This window comes from Aeoliella straminimaris (assembly GCF_024054565.1).
Classification (GTDB): Bacteria; Planctomycetota; Planctomycetia; order Pirellulales; family Lacipirellulaceae; genus Aeoliella; species Aeoliella straminimaris.
The window spans coordinates 24810-42281 of sequence record NZ_JAMXLR010000038.1 but is presented as its reverse complement, the minus strand read 5'-3'; the positions used below and the strand labels follow the sequence as shown (position 1 = coordinate 42281).

At 57.2% G+C, this 17472-nt stretch carries 10 protein-coding genes; 5 read left to right on the top strand and 5 right to left on the bottom strand.

Going from position 1 to position 17472, the window contains the following annotated elements:
- Positions 1–201 precede the first annotated feature (201 nt).
- From NG895_RS12230 to NG895_RS12210, 5 genes are all read left to right on the top strand, one after another.
- Complete coding sequence (locus tag NG895_RS12230; protein ID WP_252852792.1) at positions 202–768, top strand: sigma-70 family RNA polymerase sigma factor; 567 nt, start codon at positions 202–204, stop codon at positions 766–768.
- Positions 768–2174, top strand: a complete 1407-nt coding sequence (locus NG895_RS12225; RefSeq protein ID WP_252852791.1) for a FecR domain-containing protein — start codon at positions 768–770, stop codon at positions 2172–2174. The genes NG895_RS12230 and NG895_RS12225 overlap by 1 nt, the downstream gene beginning before the upstream one ends.
- 87 nt (positions 2175–2261) lie before the next feature.
- Positions 2262–3287, top strand: coding sequence for a DUF1559 domain-containing protein (locus NG895_RS12220; RefSeq protein WP_252852790.1), 1026 nt, complete (start codon positions 2262–2264; stop codon positions 3285–3287).
- A gap of 64 nt (positions 3288–3351) precedes the next feature.
- Positions 3352–3741, top strand: coding sequence for a carboxypeptidase-like regulatory domain-containing protein (locus NG895_RS12215; RefSeq protein ID WP_252852789.1), 390 nt, complete (start codon positions 3352–3354; stop codon positions 3739–3741).
- A gap of 602 nt (positions 3742–4343) precedes the next feature.
- Positions 4344–9296, top strand: a complete 4953-nt coding sequence (locus NG895_RS12210) for a S8 family peptidase (protein WP_252852788.1) — start codon at positions 4344–4346, stop codon at positions 9294–9296.
- A 67-nt stretch (positions 9297–9363) separates the two neighbouring features.
- Here the strand turns inward: NG895_RS12210 and NG895_RS12205 are convergent, their stop codons facing one another.
- The 5 genes from NG895_RS12205 to NG895_RS12190 form a co-directional block, all read right to left on the bottom strand.
- Positions 9364–11055 carry a hypothetical protein gene (locus NG895_RS12205; RefSeq protein ID WP_252852787.1) on the bottom strand — a complete coding sequence of 564 codons (1692 nt, stop codon included), beginning with the start codon at positions 11053–11055 and terminating at the stop codon, positions 9364–9366.
- A gap of 26 nt (positions 11056–11081) precedes the next feature.
- Positions 11082–11801, bottom strand: coding sequence for an ABC transporter ATP-binding protein (locus NG895_RS12200; protein ID WP_252852786.1), 720 nt, complete (start codon positions 11799–11801; stop codon positions 11082–11084).
- A gap of 178 nt (positions 11802–11979) precedes the next feature.
- Positions 11980–12114, bottom strand: a complete 135-nt coding sequence (locus NG895_RS30250) for a hypothetical protein (protein ID WP_261360810.1) — start codon at positions 12112–12114, stop codon at positions 11980–11982.
- Positions 12111–15953 carry a glycoside hydrolase family 2 TIM barrel-domain containing protein gene (locus NG895_RS12195; protein WP_252852785.1) on the bottom strand — a complete coding sequence of 1281 codons (3843 nt, stop codon included), beginning with the start codon at positions 15951–15953 and terminating at the stop codon, positions 12111–12113. The genes NG895_RS30250 and NG895_RS12195 overlap by 4 nt, the downstream gene beginning before the upstream one ends.
- Positions 15954–16115: 162 nt before the next feature.
- Positions 16116–17444, bottom strand: a complete 1329-nt coding sequence (locus NG895_RS12190; protein WP_252852784.1) for a dockerin type I domain-containing protein — start codon at positions 17442–17444, stop codon at positions 16116–16118.
- Between the last annotated feature and the right edge of the window lie 28 nt (positions 17445–17472).

The window sequence follows — 17472 nt, the reverse complement described above, 5'->3', positions numbered from 1 at the left end:
TTGAATCAGGATCAGAATTCACCGGCGATATACTGGTGCTGCTGTGCTTTCTGCTTGTTTTGTGGGGGCAATAGGCCCCTGCAAGGTACATCCAGGGTAATTCTTGGGGCGGACAGAGGGCACCAGGCAAACCCTTTCGTAATGGATGCGTGTCAGGTGGTTCGCGCAATTCCGTAGTGTGCCTTCGAATTATCAGCGCTGATGTCCGACTTACACCGCACGCAATCGCAAAGTGTTCCGTCGTCCCTGTCAGGCGACGACGAACGCTTTATCGACTTGCTACAAAAGCACCGTACCCAGCTATTGGGCTACCTGTTTTGCGTCGTACAAAACATGGACGACGCGGAGGACCTGTTTCAGCAGGTATCAATCACGCTGTGGGACAAGTTCGCCACGTTCGAGCCAGGTAGTAGTTTCGCCGCATGGGCCATAACCGTAGCTCGTAATAAAGCGATGACATTCATGAGATCCAAGCGTCGTGAGACGTCGCGGTTTTCGCAACGCGTCGTCGACGAACTGTCGTTGCGCGATTTATGGTCCCCAATGGACGCCGACGATCGCATGGCGGCGTTGCAGTCGTGTCAGAAGAAGCTTCCGCAAGACGATCAATTCCTACTTTCACAATGCTACGGCACCGGCGCAAAGACGGCTGATGTGGCTCGCAGGTTGGGCAGACCCGTTGACAGCGTCTATACGAGTTTGTCTCGAATACGACGCGTTCTGTTCACTTGCATTAAACGTTCACTCGCACGTGAAGAGCGTGTTTAATGGCGAATCGACCATTCAGAAAGCTTGATGACCTGACGGACCGGTTGCTCGCTGGGCGGCTCGAGCCGAAGCAACTCCGAGAGCTTGAGCGCGTGCTCAACGGAAACCCGGAGGCTCAGCAACGGCTGCTTGACCAGTGCCAGTTTCATGCGCTGCTAACGTTCGACCAGCGGGCGCAGGAATTAGTGGAGGAAGTGGTTGCGCAACGCACTTCGCAACAGGTGGCAGTCGGCAACTCGGCGGCGCTGGTTCATGCATCGCTGCCCACGGGACAATCGCTGTTGCGCAGCGTATTATTCGCGGCAGGCATCGCAGCTACCGTTGGGATCGTTGTGCTGAGCACGTTGACGCTGCTCAGACCCACGGTCGACATGGGGCCCATTGCCAGCCGATCGACTGGCGACGAGTCGGTGCTGCCGAAAGTTAGCGCGGTTAAGATTGGCAATCATACAACGCAGTTGTCATTGTCGAAGATTGGATTGGTGACTCTGCAGGGACCTTCAGATTTCGAACTCATTGGACCACGACGAGCTCGTTTGACCAAAGGTCGCATCAAGTTTCGTGTTACCGATATCGGCGGTCGCGGGTTTGTCGTTGAGACACCCGATGGAGAGATCACGGATCTCGGTACGGAGTTCGGGGTAGATGTTGGCTCTCGCGACGGCACCGGGCTGGTGGTCTTTGAGGGGGAAGTCGATCTGCGAGTTCCGACGCAGACACGTACTGCATCACCAGTTGCTGGCCACCAGCGGCGGCTTGTAGGTGGAGAAGGCGTGTTCTTCACCCGAGGTGGCCGCGTTGATCGCATCATGAGCATCTTCACTAAGGACGATGTCACGTTCAGCTGCCGTTACGAACCCAGTAAGGGTAATTCACCTGTAATCATTGATGCTCGCGACAACCTACGAACCTCTGACACTCTCCAGTTCTATGAAATCGTTCCGGACGGGATGCGCGAAGATGCACGAGCCTACGTGGATCGCCCAGCGCATCAGTGGAACGGGGTAGGGAAGGGTGGAATGCCGTCCTATTTGACCGGCGCAGACTATGTGAAGCCTTTCAATAACGACAAATTGCGAACCAACTTTCAGCTGCAGATTACACTCTCGGTGCCATCCCAGGTCTACGTTTTCTTCGACGACAGGCTGAATCCTCCGGAATGGCTAATGGCCGATTTTGAAGACACTGGTGACGACATCGGAATCGACATGGGGCCATGGCGTTCAGGAGGCAGGCTGTACAACGCCGAATCAGGCCGTGGGCCCGGGAAAAGCATCGACGGCGCCCTTTCTATTTGGCGCCGAAGAGAAGTCGTCGAGGGTAAGGTCGTCTTTGGGCCTAACCAGGGTAAACCACACAGCACGATGTATGGCATTTGTGCTGTGGCAGTTGAACAAGGCGAGTAGTCCGGACCATTCAATAGCCTGCGGTGTCGCTATCCATCTGGTCTCGTGAGCCAGCATGTTGAGGCAGACAATAAGGGAGTACTTAGCGTGAGTGTATCCATTCGACAGCCAAAGCGCACATCAAACGCGTTCACTCTGGTGGAACTGCTTGTTGTCATTGCCATTATTGGAATACTCGTTGCACTTCTACTGCCAGCCGTGCAGGCCGCACGCGAAGCAGCCCGCCGCGCCGAATGCCTGAACAACATCAAGCAGTGGGCGCTCGCCTTTCACAACTACCATGACACGTTTGGTCAGCTACCGCGTGGCTCCGACTGCGATCACAACAGTGCTGCGTACATCCAGCATTGCCACTCGTATGCCGAATTCGTACTGCCATTCATGGAGCAATCGGCGATCTACGATCAGATTGATTTTGCAGTCGACAACGATTTGGGGCCGAACCCTGTCGTGCTTAACGAGTTGGTGATTCCGGGGTGGACCTGTCCGTCAGACTCGGATGCGGGGCTGATGGATAATGGTCGCGAACCCAATTACCTACCGGGCGGCGCGGGCACCCGCTCGATGGCACAATCGTACGCACCCTGCGGGGGTCCGCTGGAGTTCAACCTTTGCCCCTATCCGGAGATTCGGCCGGCAGGGCGGGGAGCTCAAGTGATTAACTGCCTAAGCCAACGTGGCGGCGCATTGCTGGGCGACGGGCCAAATCGGGGTCGCAGTCTCGGGGCGCCTGGCTTGTTTGTCGGTGGTCCGGTTGCCTATTCGTTCAAGACTTGCACGGATGGACTTTCCAACACGTTGATGGTGGGAGAATGCCTGCCGATCTACACTTCGCACAAGATGTATTTTAACTCGGTGTTCAATGCCGCCACGACCAATCCGCCGATCAACTGGTTCAAAGACGCCGACATCGCCGAGCTGTGTCCCAAGACCTATGACCAGCGAATTGGGGACTGCCATGCCTACATGGGTGGATACGCCAGCGAACACCCTGGAGGAATCAACGTCGGCTTTGGCGATGGCAGCCTGCGTTTTCTGAACGAAGACATTGACTATTTGGTTTATCAGTACATGGGAAATAAAGCGGATGAAACGATTTGGGACCACCCGTAAGATGTTAGCCATTGGAAGGCCTTGTCCATGGAGCAGCGCGAGCTGTCTACTCTTTGTTGGACTAGTGAGCTGTGTTGTCGTCACCGGTTGTGGTAAACAGCAGCGTGAGTTGACGTTCGTCGAAGGACGCGTGACTTACCAGGGATCGCCGGTAGCCGGTGGCACGGTACGATTTACGCCAGAGGAAGTCGCCATCGGTGCTGCGCAGCGACCAGCGACCTCCGTCACTGATGCCGAAGGACGGTACCGTGTGAAAGCTTATCGCGATCAGGCTGGTATTCCGCCTGGTGACTATTTGGTGTCGGTCATGTGGTACGAAGGTTCAATGGCCGATCCTGCCAGCGTGCGGCATCTAATACCCGAAAAGTACAGCGACGCCAGTACCAGCGGTCTCAGCGCTTCGGTTCCAAAAGAGATACGCGGTGCACTGAAGTTGGATTTCGACCTCAAATAAGCAGATTCTTTGGCTGATATCAGGCACGGCGCAAGGGCGAAGTTGCCTTGGTAAAAACCTTCTACACGGGCGACAATCCCCCCTGCCGAAAGGGGGAATCGCGTGGTGCTGTGCATACCGAGGTGGCGGCTGATACGTTTTGCCTTGAGCACTGGGTGAATTCCTATCACGCAGCCGGTACTGCGCGCTGTGATCTCGTTTAACTGATGCTTGGCGCCTCCTTTGGCGAAGACCGCCTGACTCCACTCTGGTGTCTCGCTCCGCTGCACTTCTTTCGAATAGAACGACTTGTCAATCTAGCGAGTCGAGGACGACTGCAGTAAGACAATCCACTTGCGCGATTGCAAGCGAATGTTCCGATTGTAGCGATCGTACCGACTGAGCTCATCGTATCGCATGTGATAATTGACGTCTGTTGTCTTCTAATGCGTCGTTCGTCGGTTATTCTGCAGTTTGACTTGTCGTTTCTCGTCTCGTCTTGCTGGTCCAGCAGAAGAAAGTGCGCTGACATGTTTCGGTTTCATCGCTCCCAGAGGAATCGCAAAAGCGGAACTCGCCACACTCGCAGGTTGTCGGGGGCGGAGTGGCTGGAGACACGAATTGTGCTGAGTACCAGCACTGTGTTTCCGCCAACTGCCAATTTCCAGGTGGATAGCAGCCAGTACGAATCCGGCAGTATTCTTGTGCGATTTGGCTCGGAGCAGCCCTACGTGCTTCAATCGATGGATGAGGGACTGCAGAAGGCAGTTGCCAATACCGAAGGCGCTCATGGCATTCGCGCTATTCGCGACGGTTGGCATCGCATCGATTTGCCAACAGGATTGGCCATGGAGGATGCTCTCGAGGTCTATCGGGCGGATCCCAACATACTGTATGCGGAACCAAACTACACGCTGCGGATCACCCAACTCCCAAACGATCCCGCTTTCACGGATATGTGGGGGCTCGAAAACTCGGGACAGAGTGGCGGGACGACGGACGCGGACATCGATGCCAACTGGGCGTGGGACGTAACCACCGGTTCGGGTAACACCGTCGTGGCTGTCATCGACACGGGGGTCGATTACAACCATCCTGACCTCGCATCGAATATGTGGGTAAATGCAGGCGAGATCCCCGGGGATGGTATCGACAACGATGGCAACAACTATGTCGATGATGTGTTCGGCTACGATTTCATCAATCACGATGGCGATCCCATGGACGACCAGGGCCACGGCACTCACGTGGCAGGTACCATCGGCGCAGCGGGTAACAACGGTCTCGGCGTGACTGGCATTAACTGGAACGTCCAGGTAATGGCGCTCAAGTTCCTGGGGGCCGATGGATCGGGCACCACGCAGGATGCCATCGAGGCCATCTACTACGCACGGGATAACGGAGCCGATGTGATTAACGCCAGTTGGGGCGGTGATCCCTACTCACAGGCGTTGTACGATGCCATCGCTGCCACGCGGGACGCCGACCAGATCTTTGTTGCGGCGGCGGGGAATGGAAACCTGTTTGGGATTGGCATCAACAATGACGACACTCCTTTTTATCCTTCCGGCTACGAGTTAGAAAACATTCTGTCCGTGGCGGCTACCGACCACAACGATCAGTTGGCGACATTTTCCAATTATGGCGCAACGACCGTAGACCTGGCCGCTCCGGGGGTGAATATTCTTAGCACCGTGATCGGCACCGGATACGACTACAACAGCGGTACATCGATGGCGGCGCCGCATGTGGCAGGTGTCGCGGCTCTAGTGAGTGATCTAAATCCCAGTTGGACTTCCGATCAGGTTATTCAGCAGATTCTCTCTTCGGTCGATCCGCTGCCAAACCTGCAGGGTCTGGTGTCGACGGGCGGGCGACTGAATGTCGCCTCGGCGGTTGGCAATCCGGAGCCCCCTCCACCTCCACCACCTCCGGCGTCGCTGCCGATGTTCGAGGAGTTCTCGGACAGTCAGTTCTCGTTCATTCCACAGTCCGGCAACTGGAGCTTCTCGTCCAATCGCTACACCACCACACCGGCGGTGGAGGATCCCGATTTTGTCGCTATCAGTACGTTGAATTTGGACGCCCCACTACCCGCGAACGTGGAGATACGCACGTTGATGCAGGCCGATCCGGGCAAGATATCCTTGTTTGGTCTGGTGTTTAGCAACCACCAGACCAATGGCCTGATGATCTACGACTACGTGGATGCCAACAACTACAAGTTCGCCGGCGCCGATATCGAAGGCGGCCGATGGATAATGGGACACACTGCCGGCGGAAATTGGAGCGTCGATGCACAAGTGGCTGACGACCTGCAGCCGGATACGCTGTATGACGTGCGGATGTTGATCCAAAATGGTACCGACGTCACGCTGTTGGCGGACGGTATCGAAAGACTATCTCTTCAGCACGCCACGCCTGTGACCTCCGGAGATGTCGGACTCGGCGCTAAGGACAGCACGACTCACTTTGATGATGTCGTGGTGCGCGAATTCTTCAGCCCTTCGCCCGCCACGTTGCCATTTGCGGACGACTTTGGTGCTGGCACCACTACAAGTTTCGAACCGACGCTGGGTGCCTGGTTCATTGAGCAAGGCCGCTTCGCAGCTTATCCTGGGCTGGGCCGCGACTCAGTGAGTACCGTGACGCTTGCCGAGGCGTTGCCGTCTGACGTTGAGATCCAAGCAACCATTAATGCCGATGACGTTTCCAACGGCCGATTGTCCAACGCATTGATCGTATTCGACTACCAAGATCCCGAGAACTTCAAGTTCGCCGGAGCCTTTGCCGGAGCAGACCTGTGGGTGATTGGGCATCGAACTGCCAGCAGTTGGGTAGAGGACGCCACGCTGAGCGAATCGATCGCGGCGCTGGCAGACTATGACATCGATGTTCGTCTCGAGGGAAGCACCGCCACGTTGACGGTCAACGGTGTGGCGAAGGTGACGCACACGTTCGGCGATGCGCTGAACGATGGTGAATTGGGTGTTGGTACGCAAAACGCGTACGCGCGGTTCGACGACTTCCAGGTGGGGGCGTACTTACCACCTCCTCCGCCACCAGCGACCACGTTGCCTGTTGATGAAGACTTCAACGACGGCGTGGCTGATTATTTCGAGTCAAGGTCGGGTACCTGGATGGTGGAGTCTGGCAGGTATCATGCCTCGCCTACCTTAGGCCAAGATGGTGTTAGCACTCTCAGGATTGCCGACGCGTTGCCAGCAAACATCGAAATCCAGGCAACCATCAACGCGAACAGCGCCTCGAGCGGCAGGCTGTCGAACGCCCTGGTCATTTTCGACTATCAGGACCCATTGAATTTCAAGTACGCCGGCGCCTTCGTCGGAGTCGGCCGCTGGCTGGTGGGCCATCGCACTGCTGGAGGTTGGGTGGAAGACGCCACGCTGGACGAGCCGATCAGTGCACTAACCGATTACGACCTGGAAGTTGTTCTGGAAGGTAGCACCGCTTCGCTGACGGTCAACGGAGTGGCGAAAGTGTCGCACACGTTTGGCGACGCTTTGAATGATGGAGACCTGGGCGTCGGAACACAAAATGCCCTGGCGCGCTTCGATAATGTCCAGGTGGAAGAATACCTGCCACCACCTCCTCCGCCCTCTACTTCTCTGCCTGTGGACGAGAACTTCAACGACGGAGTGGCGGATTACTTCGAACCGCAGTTGGGCACGTGGAGCGTGCAATCGGGAGGCTACCGAGTTGTGCCGATATCGGGCAAGGACGGCATTAGCACTTTGAGGGTGGCCGACGCATTGCCAACCAACCTGGAGATCCAGGCGACGATCAACGCCGATGACGTCTCTGCTGGCCGACTTTCCAATGGCCTGGTAATCTTCGACTACCAGGATCCTAACAACTTTAAGTTTGCCGGTGCCTTTGTGGGCGGGAACCGCTGGGTAATCGGACACCGGACTGCCAGCAGTTGGGTGGAAGACGCCACGCTCAGCGAGTCGATCGCAGCCTGGACCGACTACGATCTCGATGTTGTCTTGGAGGGAAATACCGCAACGTTGACGGTCGACGGGGCGACCAAGGCATCGTACACCTTCGGCGACGCGCTGAACGACGGCGACCTGGGCGTGGGAACGCAGAATGCCCTGGCTCGCTTTGATAATGTCCAGGTGACTGAATACTTACCTCCGCCACCACCTCCTGCGACGACGTTGCCGGCGGTGGAAGACTTCGACGACGGAGTGGCCGACTACTTCGAACCACAATTGGGCACCTGGACGGTAGAGTTGGCCCGATATCGCGTTTCACCCAATTCGGGTCAGGATGGCATCAGCACTTTGAGAGTGGCCGATGCGCTGCCGACCAACCTGGAAATCCAGGCGACGATCAACGCCGACGATGTTTCCAGCGGTCGGCTCTCCAATGGCCTGGTGATCTTCGACTATCAGGATCCGTTGAACTTCAAGTTCGCCGGAGCCTTTGTAGGCGGAAATCGCTGGGTAATCGGCCACCGGACTGCAAGCAGTTGGGTGGAAGATGCCACGCTCAGCGAGTCGATCGCAGCCTGGACCGACTACGATCTCGATGTTGTCTTGGAGGGAAATACCGCAACGTTGACGGTCGACGGGGCGACCAAGGCATCGTACACATTCGGCGACGCGCTGAACGACGGCGACCTGGGTGTGGGAACGCAGAATGCCCTGGCTCGCTTTGATAATGTCCAAGTCGAGGAGTACCTCCCGCCACCTCCGCCACCCTCGACAACGTTGCCAGCGTACGAGGACTTCAACGATGCGGTGGCAGACTACTTCGATATTCGGTCTGGTGCTTGGACAGTAGAGTCAAGTCGCTACCGAGTTGTCCCGATCTTGGATCAGGACGGTGTCAGCACCGTCCGCCTGAGCGAGGCCCTGCCGAGCAGTGTGGAAATTCAGGCGACGATGAACGCAGACGACGTCACGCCGAACCGCTTCAGCAACGGCTTCGTCATCTATGACTATCAAAGCCCCACGAACTTCAAGTTTGCCGGTGGGTACGTTGCCAGCAACTTGTGGCTGATCGGGCACCGAGATTCGACGGGCTGGATCACGGACGTAGCGTACAGCGAGCCGATTTCTCCTTGGACGGATTACGATCTGCAGGTCATTCTCGAAGGGACGCAGGTACGACTGCTGGTTGATGGAGCCGAGAAGCTTGTGCGCCAATACTCGGATGACCTGACAGACGGAGACGTCGGAGTTGGCACGCGCGACGCCCTTGCGTACTTCGATGACGTGTATGTGGGCGCTTATATGCCGCAGGCACTGGCAATCGCAGGAGTCACCTCACTCGATTCGGAATCGCGACACGAGACGCAGTCATCGTCTGTCCCGACCGCAGCGGGCGAGCTGACGCCGGCCGCGATCGATGCAGCCGCTCAACTGGCGATGTTACTTCCTGCTGGTCGAAGCTTGGCTCCAAAGCTGAGGACTTCCATCGAGACCTCCGAACAATCGCAGGAGCAGCATCGTGCCGCGCTGGACGAATGCTTCACCGATTTCGAAGATGACAGCAGTCTGCTTGCTCCGTACCAGTTCCGAAAGGCAGTACCGAGAAGTTTGTAGAGGGTTGTTTGCTGGCCTGGCAGAAATCGATTCGGTTGCGTTGGGCACTTGCTGCCCAGCGTGGCCATCACACCTGATCTTGTGACGGATCGAAACTGGCAAAGGCTCGTGCGAGCAGACAGAGCAAGCTTCCGCCCGCAGTTAGCATCAGGAGTTGGATTCCCACAAAGTACACGACATAGCCGCTAACGGCGATACCAAGAGAATCCGATGCGAAGTCGGCAACGAAGCGTGCTGGTATGGTCAAGGCCACCACAACAGCGAGCGCTGCCGCAAACAGCAATCCTTTGGCCGTGAAGACCAACGTTGTTCGCAGAAAGATCTCCAAGCCTTCCTGCTGCAATCGATAGGGATACCACATGAAGATCAGATTCTCGAGCGCGAAGATGAACAGGTTCATCAAGAACAACATGCAGACAGAACCGGCAAGGACAACCGTTGGTACCGGTCGCACGAAGCAGGCGATGGCTATCACCAGCACCTGAAACAGGGTGGCCATCATCACGGGTGTTGCCACTTGACCAATGGCTGTGCCCAGGCTGCTGACCGGTAATGCCTTAATCATGGCGATGCGGTCCAAATCGCGACGGAAGTCGAATTTGAGGGCGGTCGGCAGCAGTAAAAACGTATAGAACGCCAACCCGCCCACCACGCTTAGGAAAGCAGCTTCTGATGTGACAGGAGCGAATAGGGGTACCATGGCCAACGCCGCTGGCACGGCCATCGCCGTACACAGACCTCCGGCGTATCGCGATGCCCCCAGCGTTTGACGCCAGACGAGTGGTCCAATTCCAGTGAGCCGCGGCGGCACACGGAATCGAACATAGCTAGACAGCAATGCTGCAGGCGAGCTTGTGTGGAGTCGACCGACTTTTTGCAGAGTGGCCGCATACTCCCGCTGTTCGCGGAGAGCGACTACTCGCATCACGTGGTTGTAGAGCCGAAAAATGCAGGCCGCCATGCTTACTACCATGGTAGTGGCCGCCAATAGCCAGAGCAAACTAGTGCTGGAGAACCCCTTGGCAGTGACCACCTCAAGTACCCACTGCCAGCACCAGGTGCACCAGGCAGCCGCAGTCGTGTTTTGGAGGTGCCCAAAGAAAACCTGTATTGACTCGAAGGGATTGCTTTCGCTGGCCACGGCCAGCGCGTCGACGGCGGCTTCTCGAACGGTGCCCGCCGCAAGAAAGCAAGCAGCGGCTAACGAGGCGAGCACAATCGTGCGAAAGCTCAGATAGACACGCCGCGACATCCCCCAAGTGGTAATCTCCAGTGCAATTCGCAATAAGTCGACAACCCATAGGGCAATCAAGATCCCCAAGAATCCGAGCACCGGCTGGCGGAGATCGGGAAGCAGCAGCAACGCGACGCAAGCAGACTTGATAAACGCCGCGCAAAATGTGCCGGCCAGGTGATGCCCCACCAGGTCGGAAGGTGTGAGTGGGCAGGCCTCCAGAACCGCCCGGTCGCTATCGGGCATCTCGAGCGGCTGAGCGGGCTGAAAGCAAGCGAGCCGCACGACGTGCCACACCGTGTAAGCGGTGAGGGCGAAGGCCACGTAGATGCGTAAGCTCTCATCGTCCGTCGACTGTCGGAATAGGACGCTGGCCACGGCGTTCGCCAGCCAGAAGCACAATAGCACAGCCGCGACTAACGTCAAAAGCACTCGCCGAGGTTTAATGATGCCGGCAAACATCTTTCGCCAACGAGCCTGCAGTTGCAGACGCAGCAACTGGCCAACCGCAGGGTGGATTGCCATTCCTCTCAATGTGTCGGCTCCTCGTGTCAAGTGGTAGCCGCGAAGAAGATGTCTTCCAACGACGTGGCCTGCTGCTCACGCTCGTAGTGCCGGTAGAGGTCTTCAATCGGCCCACAGAACTGCTTGGTGCCTTTGTCGAGAATCAGAACGTGAGTGCAAACATCCTCGACCATCGCCAGCAGGTGTGAGCTGACGATGGCGGCGGCGCCGTTATCTGCGCGCTCGCGGATCGTTCGCTTGAGCGTCCGTATGCCATGGGGGTCGAGTCCGGTAAGTGGCTCATCCAGCAGCAACACCGCCGGATCGTAGAGATAGGCACAACAGATGGCCAGTTTCTGTCGCATGCCGCGGGAAAGGCTGCGAGCCGGAGTGCTTTGTTTCGCGGCGAGCTCGAATTGCTCGAGTAATGTATTCGCTTTTCTCTGTGCGTCATCGACCCGGTAGACGCTGGCCGTGAATGCCAGGTGCTCGCCTACGGTCAAGTCGGAAAAGTTTGGCGGATCATCCGGCACGTAAGCGAGTTGGCTCTTGGCCGCGATTGGCTCGCGCGACACGTCGTGTCCTGCGACGCTCAGTTGCCCGCGCGATGGATTGACGATGCCCGCCAGAGATCGAAGAGTTGTCGTCTTGCCGGCCCCGTTCGGACCAATGAGCCCCAGCACTTCTCCCGGTTCGACGCGGAACGACAGGTCGTGAACTGCCAGAGTTTGGTCATACTGTTTGTGGAAGTCATCGACAACGATCATGCAGAGAGCTCTTGTCGGAGAGGGGGCTGGGCAAATAGTCGCGTGAACACAGCAGAATACGACCACCTCTCCAAGGGTAGCTTTCGTCATGGCCGCGGAGGGCCTATCCACGGGGGAGACGAGGCAGCAACTGCCGAGTCGCTCCCTTGCCGTGTTGGCATCGCACGGGCTCTAGCGATTATTCCGACTCGCCCAGCAACAGGGCGACATCCGTGCGAGTGGCGTACCGGTAGACGTTCAAGTGCACACCATCACGATGTGTGCCCCCATGATGCACGAAGGTGACCGTCGCGGTGCAAGCTGAACGCGTCAATCCTCCAGCGGCTCAATTTCAGCCACTGAAGCCCACGGGCCGTAGTAGCTGGAGGTGGCCACGAACTTCACGTAGCGGGCCGTTTGCTGTTGGCCAAATCGGATGTTGGCCGCCTGCTGGCGGTTGGGGAGTTCGCCGGTTGCCGCTTCGGTCCAGATTTGACCATCGCTGCTGGTCTCGACACGGTATCCCCGCACTCGACCGTTGGAGTTCTGCCGCCGAGGAACGACTTTCAGGCCCGTGATCTTCAGCGGCTCTCCAAAATCGATCACGGCCTGATGAGGTGGCTCAGGGGCATTACGTTGCCACCGGCTATGCCAGAAAGTCGTCGCGTCGCCATCGATCAGATTGGCAGCACGCCCGTCATTGTCGTCGCTGCTAACCGTTACCTTCCAACTGGAGCGATCAAACGTTTTGGGGAACGACCGCTTCGTAGTGACCCCGGGTACCACATGATCCGGCACGTTGGTCGCCTGTACGACGACCGTACCGCCTTGAGCGAAGTTAATCGCCTCAGTTAGGGGAACTGGCGGCTTTCCGTTGAAGCTTACTTCGGCACTGACAGGTTCGCTGGAGTGCGTTACAAGCTGATTTTGTTGGTTCCGGCCCACGATGAGACTAGGCCCAACCGCGAATCGTTGCCGGGTCTTCGCAGTGAGGCTTTCGCCAGCAGCTAACGGTGCGATAGAGAAACGCACTTTCGCTGGCCCGCGGTGCACGTACTTCGTCATACAAGCAGGTCCGCAGGAGCCTCCTCCGAGCCCCGTGTGGGCCCCATCGAGGCTCAACACCGTGCCGGCCGACTGGCCAATTTCGTAGGGATGCTCCGCCGCATCCAGCTGCTGCTCAGCAAATGCCAGAGCGGTAAAACTCAGTGATTGATAGGCATTAATCAGGACGCCTTGCCCGTCGGCATTGCGGAGTGCCACCCACTGTACATCGCATCGATTCCCCATGCTCTGGGGCCGTGCGTAGTCCTCGAACAACTCTTGGACTGTCGTATCGTACCGGCCCATCTTCTGACTCGATTTGCGATCCCGGTAGTTTTCGTAGGGGCCTCGAGCATAGTACGAGACCTGATCCAAGCCAGGATCAAGAGTGGATCGCAGGCCCACCCGAGGTAGTGGGAGGCTATCGTTCGATGGACTGACCACCGCGTCCACGAGCAGGGTACCGTCGCCGAAGAAGGTGTACGCAGTCGAAGTGTCGACATAAAACTCGGTGCCTCCAAAACGACGCGAAACGGTCACCTGCACCAGATTGTCGGTTTGATGGGACACGCGAACATCTACACTGGATTTCTCGCTTGTGGCCTGCAAATGGTCGAGTCCCGACTGTCGCCATCCGCCCTTGTACGGATTGTCGTTGTCGACTGGCGCGCGGAACAGGTTCGGCTCAAAACCGCTATCGCCCACGAACAGGTTCTCGCCATGGTAGGAGAGTTCTGTCAATTCGCCGGCAGGCGAAATGGTCGCAGAGAATCCCTGGCCACTAATCTTGAGCGTTCCCTGCTGACTTTCGTCAACAGTGATGCGAGGAAGTGTTGCTGGATCGGTTACTACCGGCGGAGGGGAGGGGAGGGCGAACTGCTCGTAGGCAATTGTGTGGCCTTTCGGCAAGAATGGCGTGTCTTCTGGCTGCACCAACGAAACATTGAGGCGTACATCGGAACCCGCGACTTGTTCGAGCTGTGGAAGTGCGATCGGCAGGCTTTCTGTCGTCCACGGATCGATCGAAGGAAGTGGCTCACTGCCGGCGGCGATCTCTTCGCCGTCGCGGGTAATCGTCCAGCGCAACTCACACCGTTCCTTGAGATTGGTGTGGAAATACTCGTTGCGTATCGACAGTTGTCCGTCTTTGTAGTCGATGTGGGCTGGTTGATAGCAATACTTTACTTGCCAGGACTTTCCGGAAAGCGAGCGATCTGCCCCCACCACGCCATTCATGCAGAAATTACCGCTGTTCGGCTGATCGCCAAAGTCACCGCCGTAGGCAAAGTAGTCGGCGCGTCCGTTGGGCGACAATTGGTCACCGGGATTTGGCTGGCGGAGTCCCTGATCCACCCAATCCCAAATGCAACCACCGATCAGTCGCGGATAGGTTTCGAACGCTTCAACGTACTCATCCAGGTTGCCAATGGCGTTGCCCATGGCATGGGCGTACTCGCAAATGAACTGCGGTCGTGGTCCCTCCCGCCGGCCAACAGAGTGGAGCCATTCGACCGACGGATACATGGTGCTATTCACGTCCGTTGCCGCCACATCGAAGGGGGCACGCTCGTAGTGAATGGGAAGCGAATCGTCGAGCGCCCGCACGGCTTTACTTGCGGCCATAAAGTTGTCTCCAAAGCCAGCTTCGTTCCCCAGCGACCACATCACGATAGCCGGATGATTGCGGTCGCGCAGTACCATCCGCTCGCAGCGATCGACATGCGCCATCTTGTACTCGGGGGGGTGAGCGAGTGAATCTTCCCCATAGCCGTAGCCGTGCGACTCGATATTCGCCTCGTCAACCATGCAGATGCCATGGCGATTGCACAACTCGTACCAGTCGGGGTGATTAGGGTAGTGACTGAGACGCACCGAATTGATGTTCAGCTGCTTGAAAAGCGCGATGTCCTGCTTCATCAGGTCGATATCAACCGCGCGACCGCGGTCGGGGTCGTGTTCGTGCCGATTAACCCCCTTGAAGATGAACGGCTTGCCATTGACCAGGAATTCCCCCTTTTCGCTAATCTCGATTTTGCGAAAACCGACCGTATGGCGGTGAGCAGAGAGTTCGCTGCCCTGCTTGTCGCTCAAGGTCAGCACCAGGTCATAGCAGTGGGGAGTCTCACCGGTCCAGGTGTTAACCGAATCGAGCGTTCCGGAGAGTACCACCGCCTGATTGGTGTCTTTGTTTACTTTCTCGGACGTCTTGGAGGACCAGACCAAATCTCCTTCGTCAGAATATAATTCTGCTTTCAAGGTGACTTCCTCGGGAAGATCGCCGAGGTTCTGCAGATTCACCGAAACGTCGAAAGACGCCTTGCGGTAGGTCGAATCAAGATCTTGCTGGAAGTGATAGTCCTGTACCCGAGTTTTTGGGGTGTGGTAGAGAAATACGTCGCGAAAGATGCCACTCAGCCGCCAGAAGTCCTGGTCCTCCAGATAGGATCCATCGGACCAGCGATAGACCTCCACGGCGATGCTGTTCTCTCCTGGCTTAAGATACGGCGTGATGCGAAACTCGGCCGGCGTGTAGCTGCCTTGGCTGTAACCAACGAGTTCGCCGTTAATCCACAGATAGAAAGCCGATTCAACGCCACCAAAGTGCAGGAACACTTCCTCCTTGTCCCAGTCGGACGGCAGTTTAAAACTGCGGCGATAGCTGCCGATCGGATTGCGGAACTCATAGGACGTCCACTCGGTGGACGGTTCGCCCATCACTCGTGGCCAGTCGCGGCGGAACGGATAAGTAATGTTGGTATAGATCGGCACGCCGAAGCCTTGCGTTTGCCAATTGCTAGGCACCTGAATCGTGTCCCAATCCTGGGTGTCGAATCCCGGCTGGTAAAACTCCTCCGGACGATCTTCTGGCCGCTTGGAGTAGTGGAACTTCCAAGTCCCATTGAGCATCTTAACCTGACTGGAATCGCGCCAAGCGGATTGGCGGGCCTCGTCCTTGGACGCATAAGGCACCGAGAAGACTCGTCCGGGCTCTTTGTTCCTCCCGATGACCTGTTCGTTTTCCCAATCCGGCTGGGCTCCGCTGACGCTACCCCACTGGCTGGCGACTATGGAAACAACCAGGGTGACGAATGTGTAAATTGGGCGGGTGCGTGTCATATTCCACCACATGGCTCAAAGGGGGATTAATTCAGTGAAAGTCGAGTTGCCGGCTCAGCGTTCTAAGTTGGATTCAACTACAGAGGCGGGCTCGCTGCCATTATCCCCTCCAAGAGGCCACCACTTCCAGTGGGGCGGCCTACCGTCGGGTTAGCGACCTCTGAGACTTCTATTCTATGCGGAGCTTGGAGAGATGGCCGAACGTTTGGGGGCGTTCAAGCTCCGAATATGCCGAATTGCCCCCAACAATAGTGCCAACAACCCCAGCGATGTTGGTGGTTCGGGCACTTCGGTCAGCATCGCGGAGAATGCCCCTGCGCCGAGTTGGGTATCGTACAGTTCCTCAAAAAGCAGCAGGTCGAATTCATCGACTTTGCCGCTGCCATCGAGATCGCCGGCCGCATGGGCGTCCACGGCCAGACTTCCGGCGACACTTTTGAACAAATTGTCCCGCATCAGCGGCCAGTCGGTTGCCGAGATCGCCCCATCCGCGTTCAAATCTCCCAGCTCGATGGGAGCGTCGATTCGAGTACCCGAGTAGATGACGTCGACCGCCAGATCGGTTCCGTCGACTGGTGACAGGGTGGCTGTGAGGTCCTCAAACGGACTCGGAGTCCATGCACTGCCAAGCTCGATCGATGCATTGTGGGGCAGGGCGGTGGTTCCCAGTGTGCCTTCCCCCAGATCGGTGCGACTGTCCGGAGTACTGAACCGTAACCAGGCGTCGTCGGCATCCACGCTTCCGTCGCCACCGTTGGTTGGCGCGTCGTAGTTGCCAGCAATAGAAGTCCAATCGGTTGCGTTCAGCCCACCTGCAGGAGAGAAAACATCATACTGGAAGAAACTGACGGTGCCGCCTGTGTGGTTGGCCAGCTTCATCGATCCGGTATCGCGGTCGACCAGCAGTTCAACAGCCGGTTCTGTGATCTGAATCGGAGAGACAATGGTTCCACTCGCCCCGTCGCTGACCACGCTAAGGTTCACTCCTTCGACGGCCACTTCTCCAAACACTGTGAGCTTGCCGATGTGCTCGTTGAGTACACCCGTTGGCGACTCACCGAGAAAATGGAGTTGGGCCGTCACATCCGTGAAATTGATGGTGGAGATATTTACGGGGTTACCACTGCCCAACAGATTCAAGGTCGCCGAAGCGCCCAACGAGACGTTCATTTCCGCCAGGTACTGCGAAGTGACCTCGCTGCCAGCTAAGATCATCGAGCCGAACGAATTGGTCGACTCCAGAACGCCAAACCCGTTGCCGTTCAGCAGGTTCAGGGTGCCGGCATTCTGCTGCAAAGCACCTCCCGCGCGGAAAGCGAGGGTATTAGAGGTACTGAGCACGTCGACGGGGGAGTTGATGACGTAATTGTCGACCAGATTTGCGGGATCGATTGAGCCTCCGGTGGGAGAACCCGACCAATTGGCAAGCTCGGTGAAGCTAGATCCGTCTCCCAGTCCGGTCCACGTCAGCGTAACTCCCTGCACCGGAGAGACGCCCAGCATGGCAATAACTGTTCCTAGCGTGGGAAAT

Bases quoted from the DNA above. Each gene is read 5' to 3' on its own strand.
- NG895_RS12230 (WP_252852792.1), top strand. From the start codon at position 202: ATGTCCGACTTACACCGCACGCAATCGCAAAGTGTTCCGTCGTCCCTG.
- NG895_RS12190 (WP_252852784.1), bottom strand. From the start codon at position 17,444: ATGCTGGGCGTCTCTCCGGTGCAGGGAGTTACGCTGACGTGGACCGGA.
- NG895_RS12225 (WP_252852791.1), top strand. From the start codon at position 768: ATGGCGAATCGACCATTCAGAAAGCTTGATGACCTGACGGACCGGTTG.
- NG895_RS12200 (WP_252852786.1), bottom strand. From the start codon at position 11,801: ATGATCGTTGTCGATGACTTCCACAAACAGTATGACCAAACTCTGGCA.
- NG895_RS12205 (WP_252852787.1), bottom strand. From the start codon at position 11,055: ATGGCAATCCACCCTGCGGTTGGCCAGTTGCTGCGTCTGCAACTGCAG.
- NG895_RS12195 (WP_252852785.1), bottom strand. From the start codon at position 15,953: ATGTGGTGGAATATGACACGCACCCGCCCAATTTACACATTCGTCACC.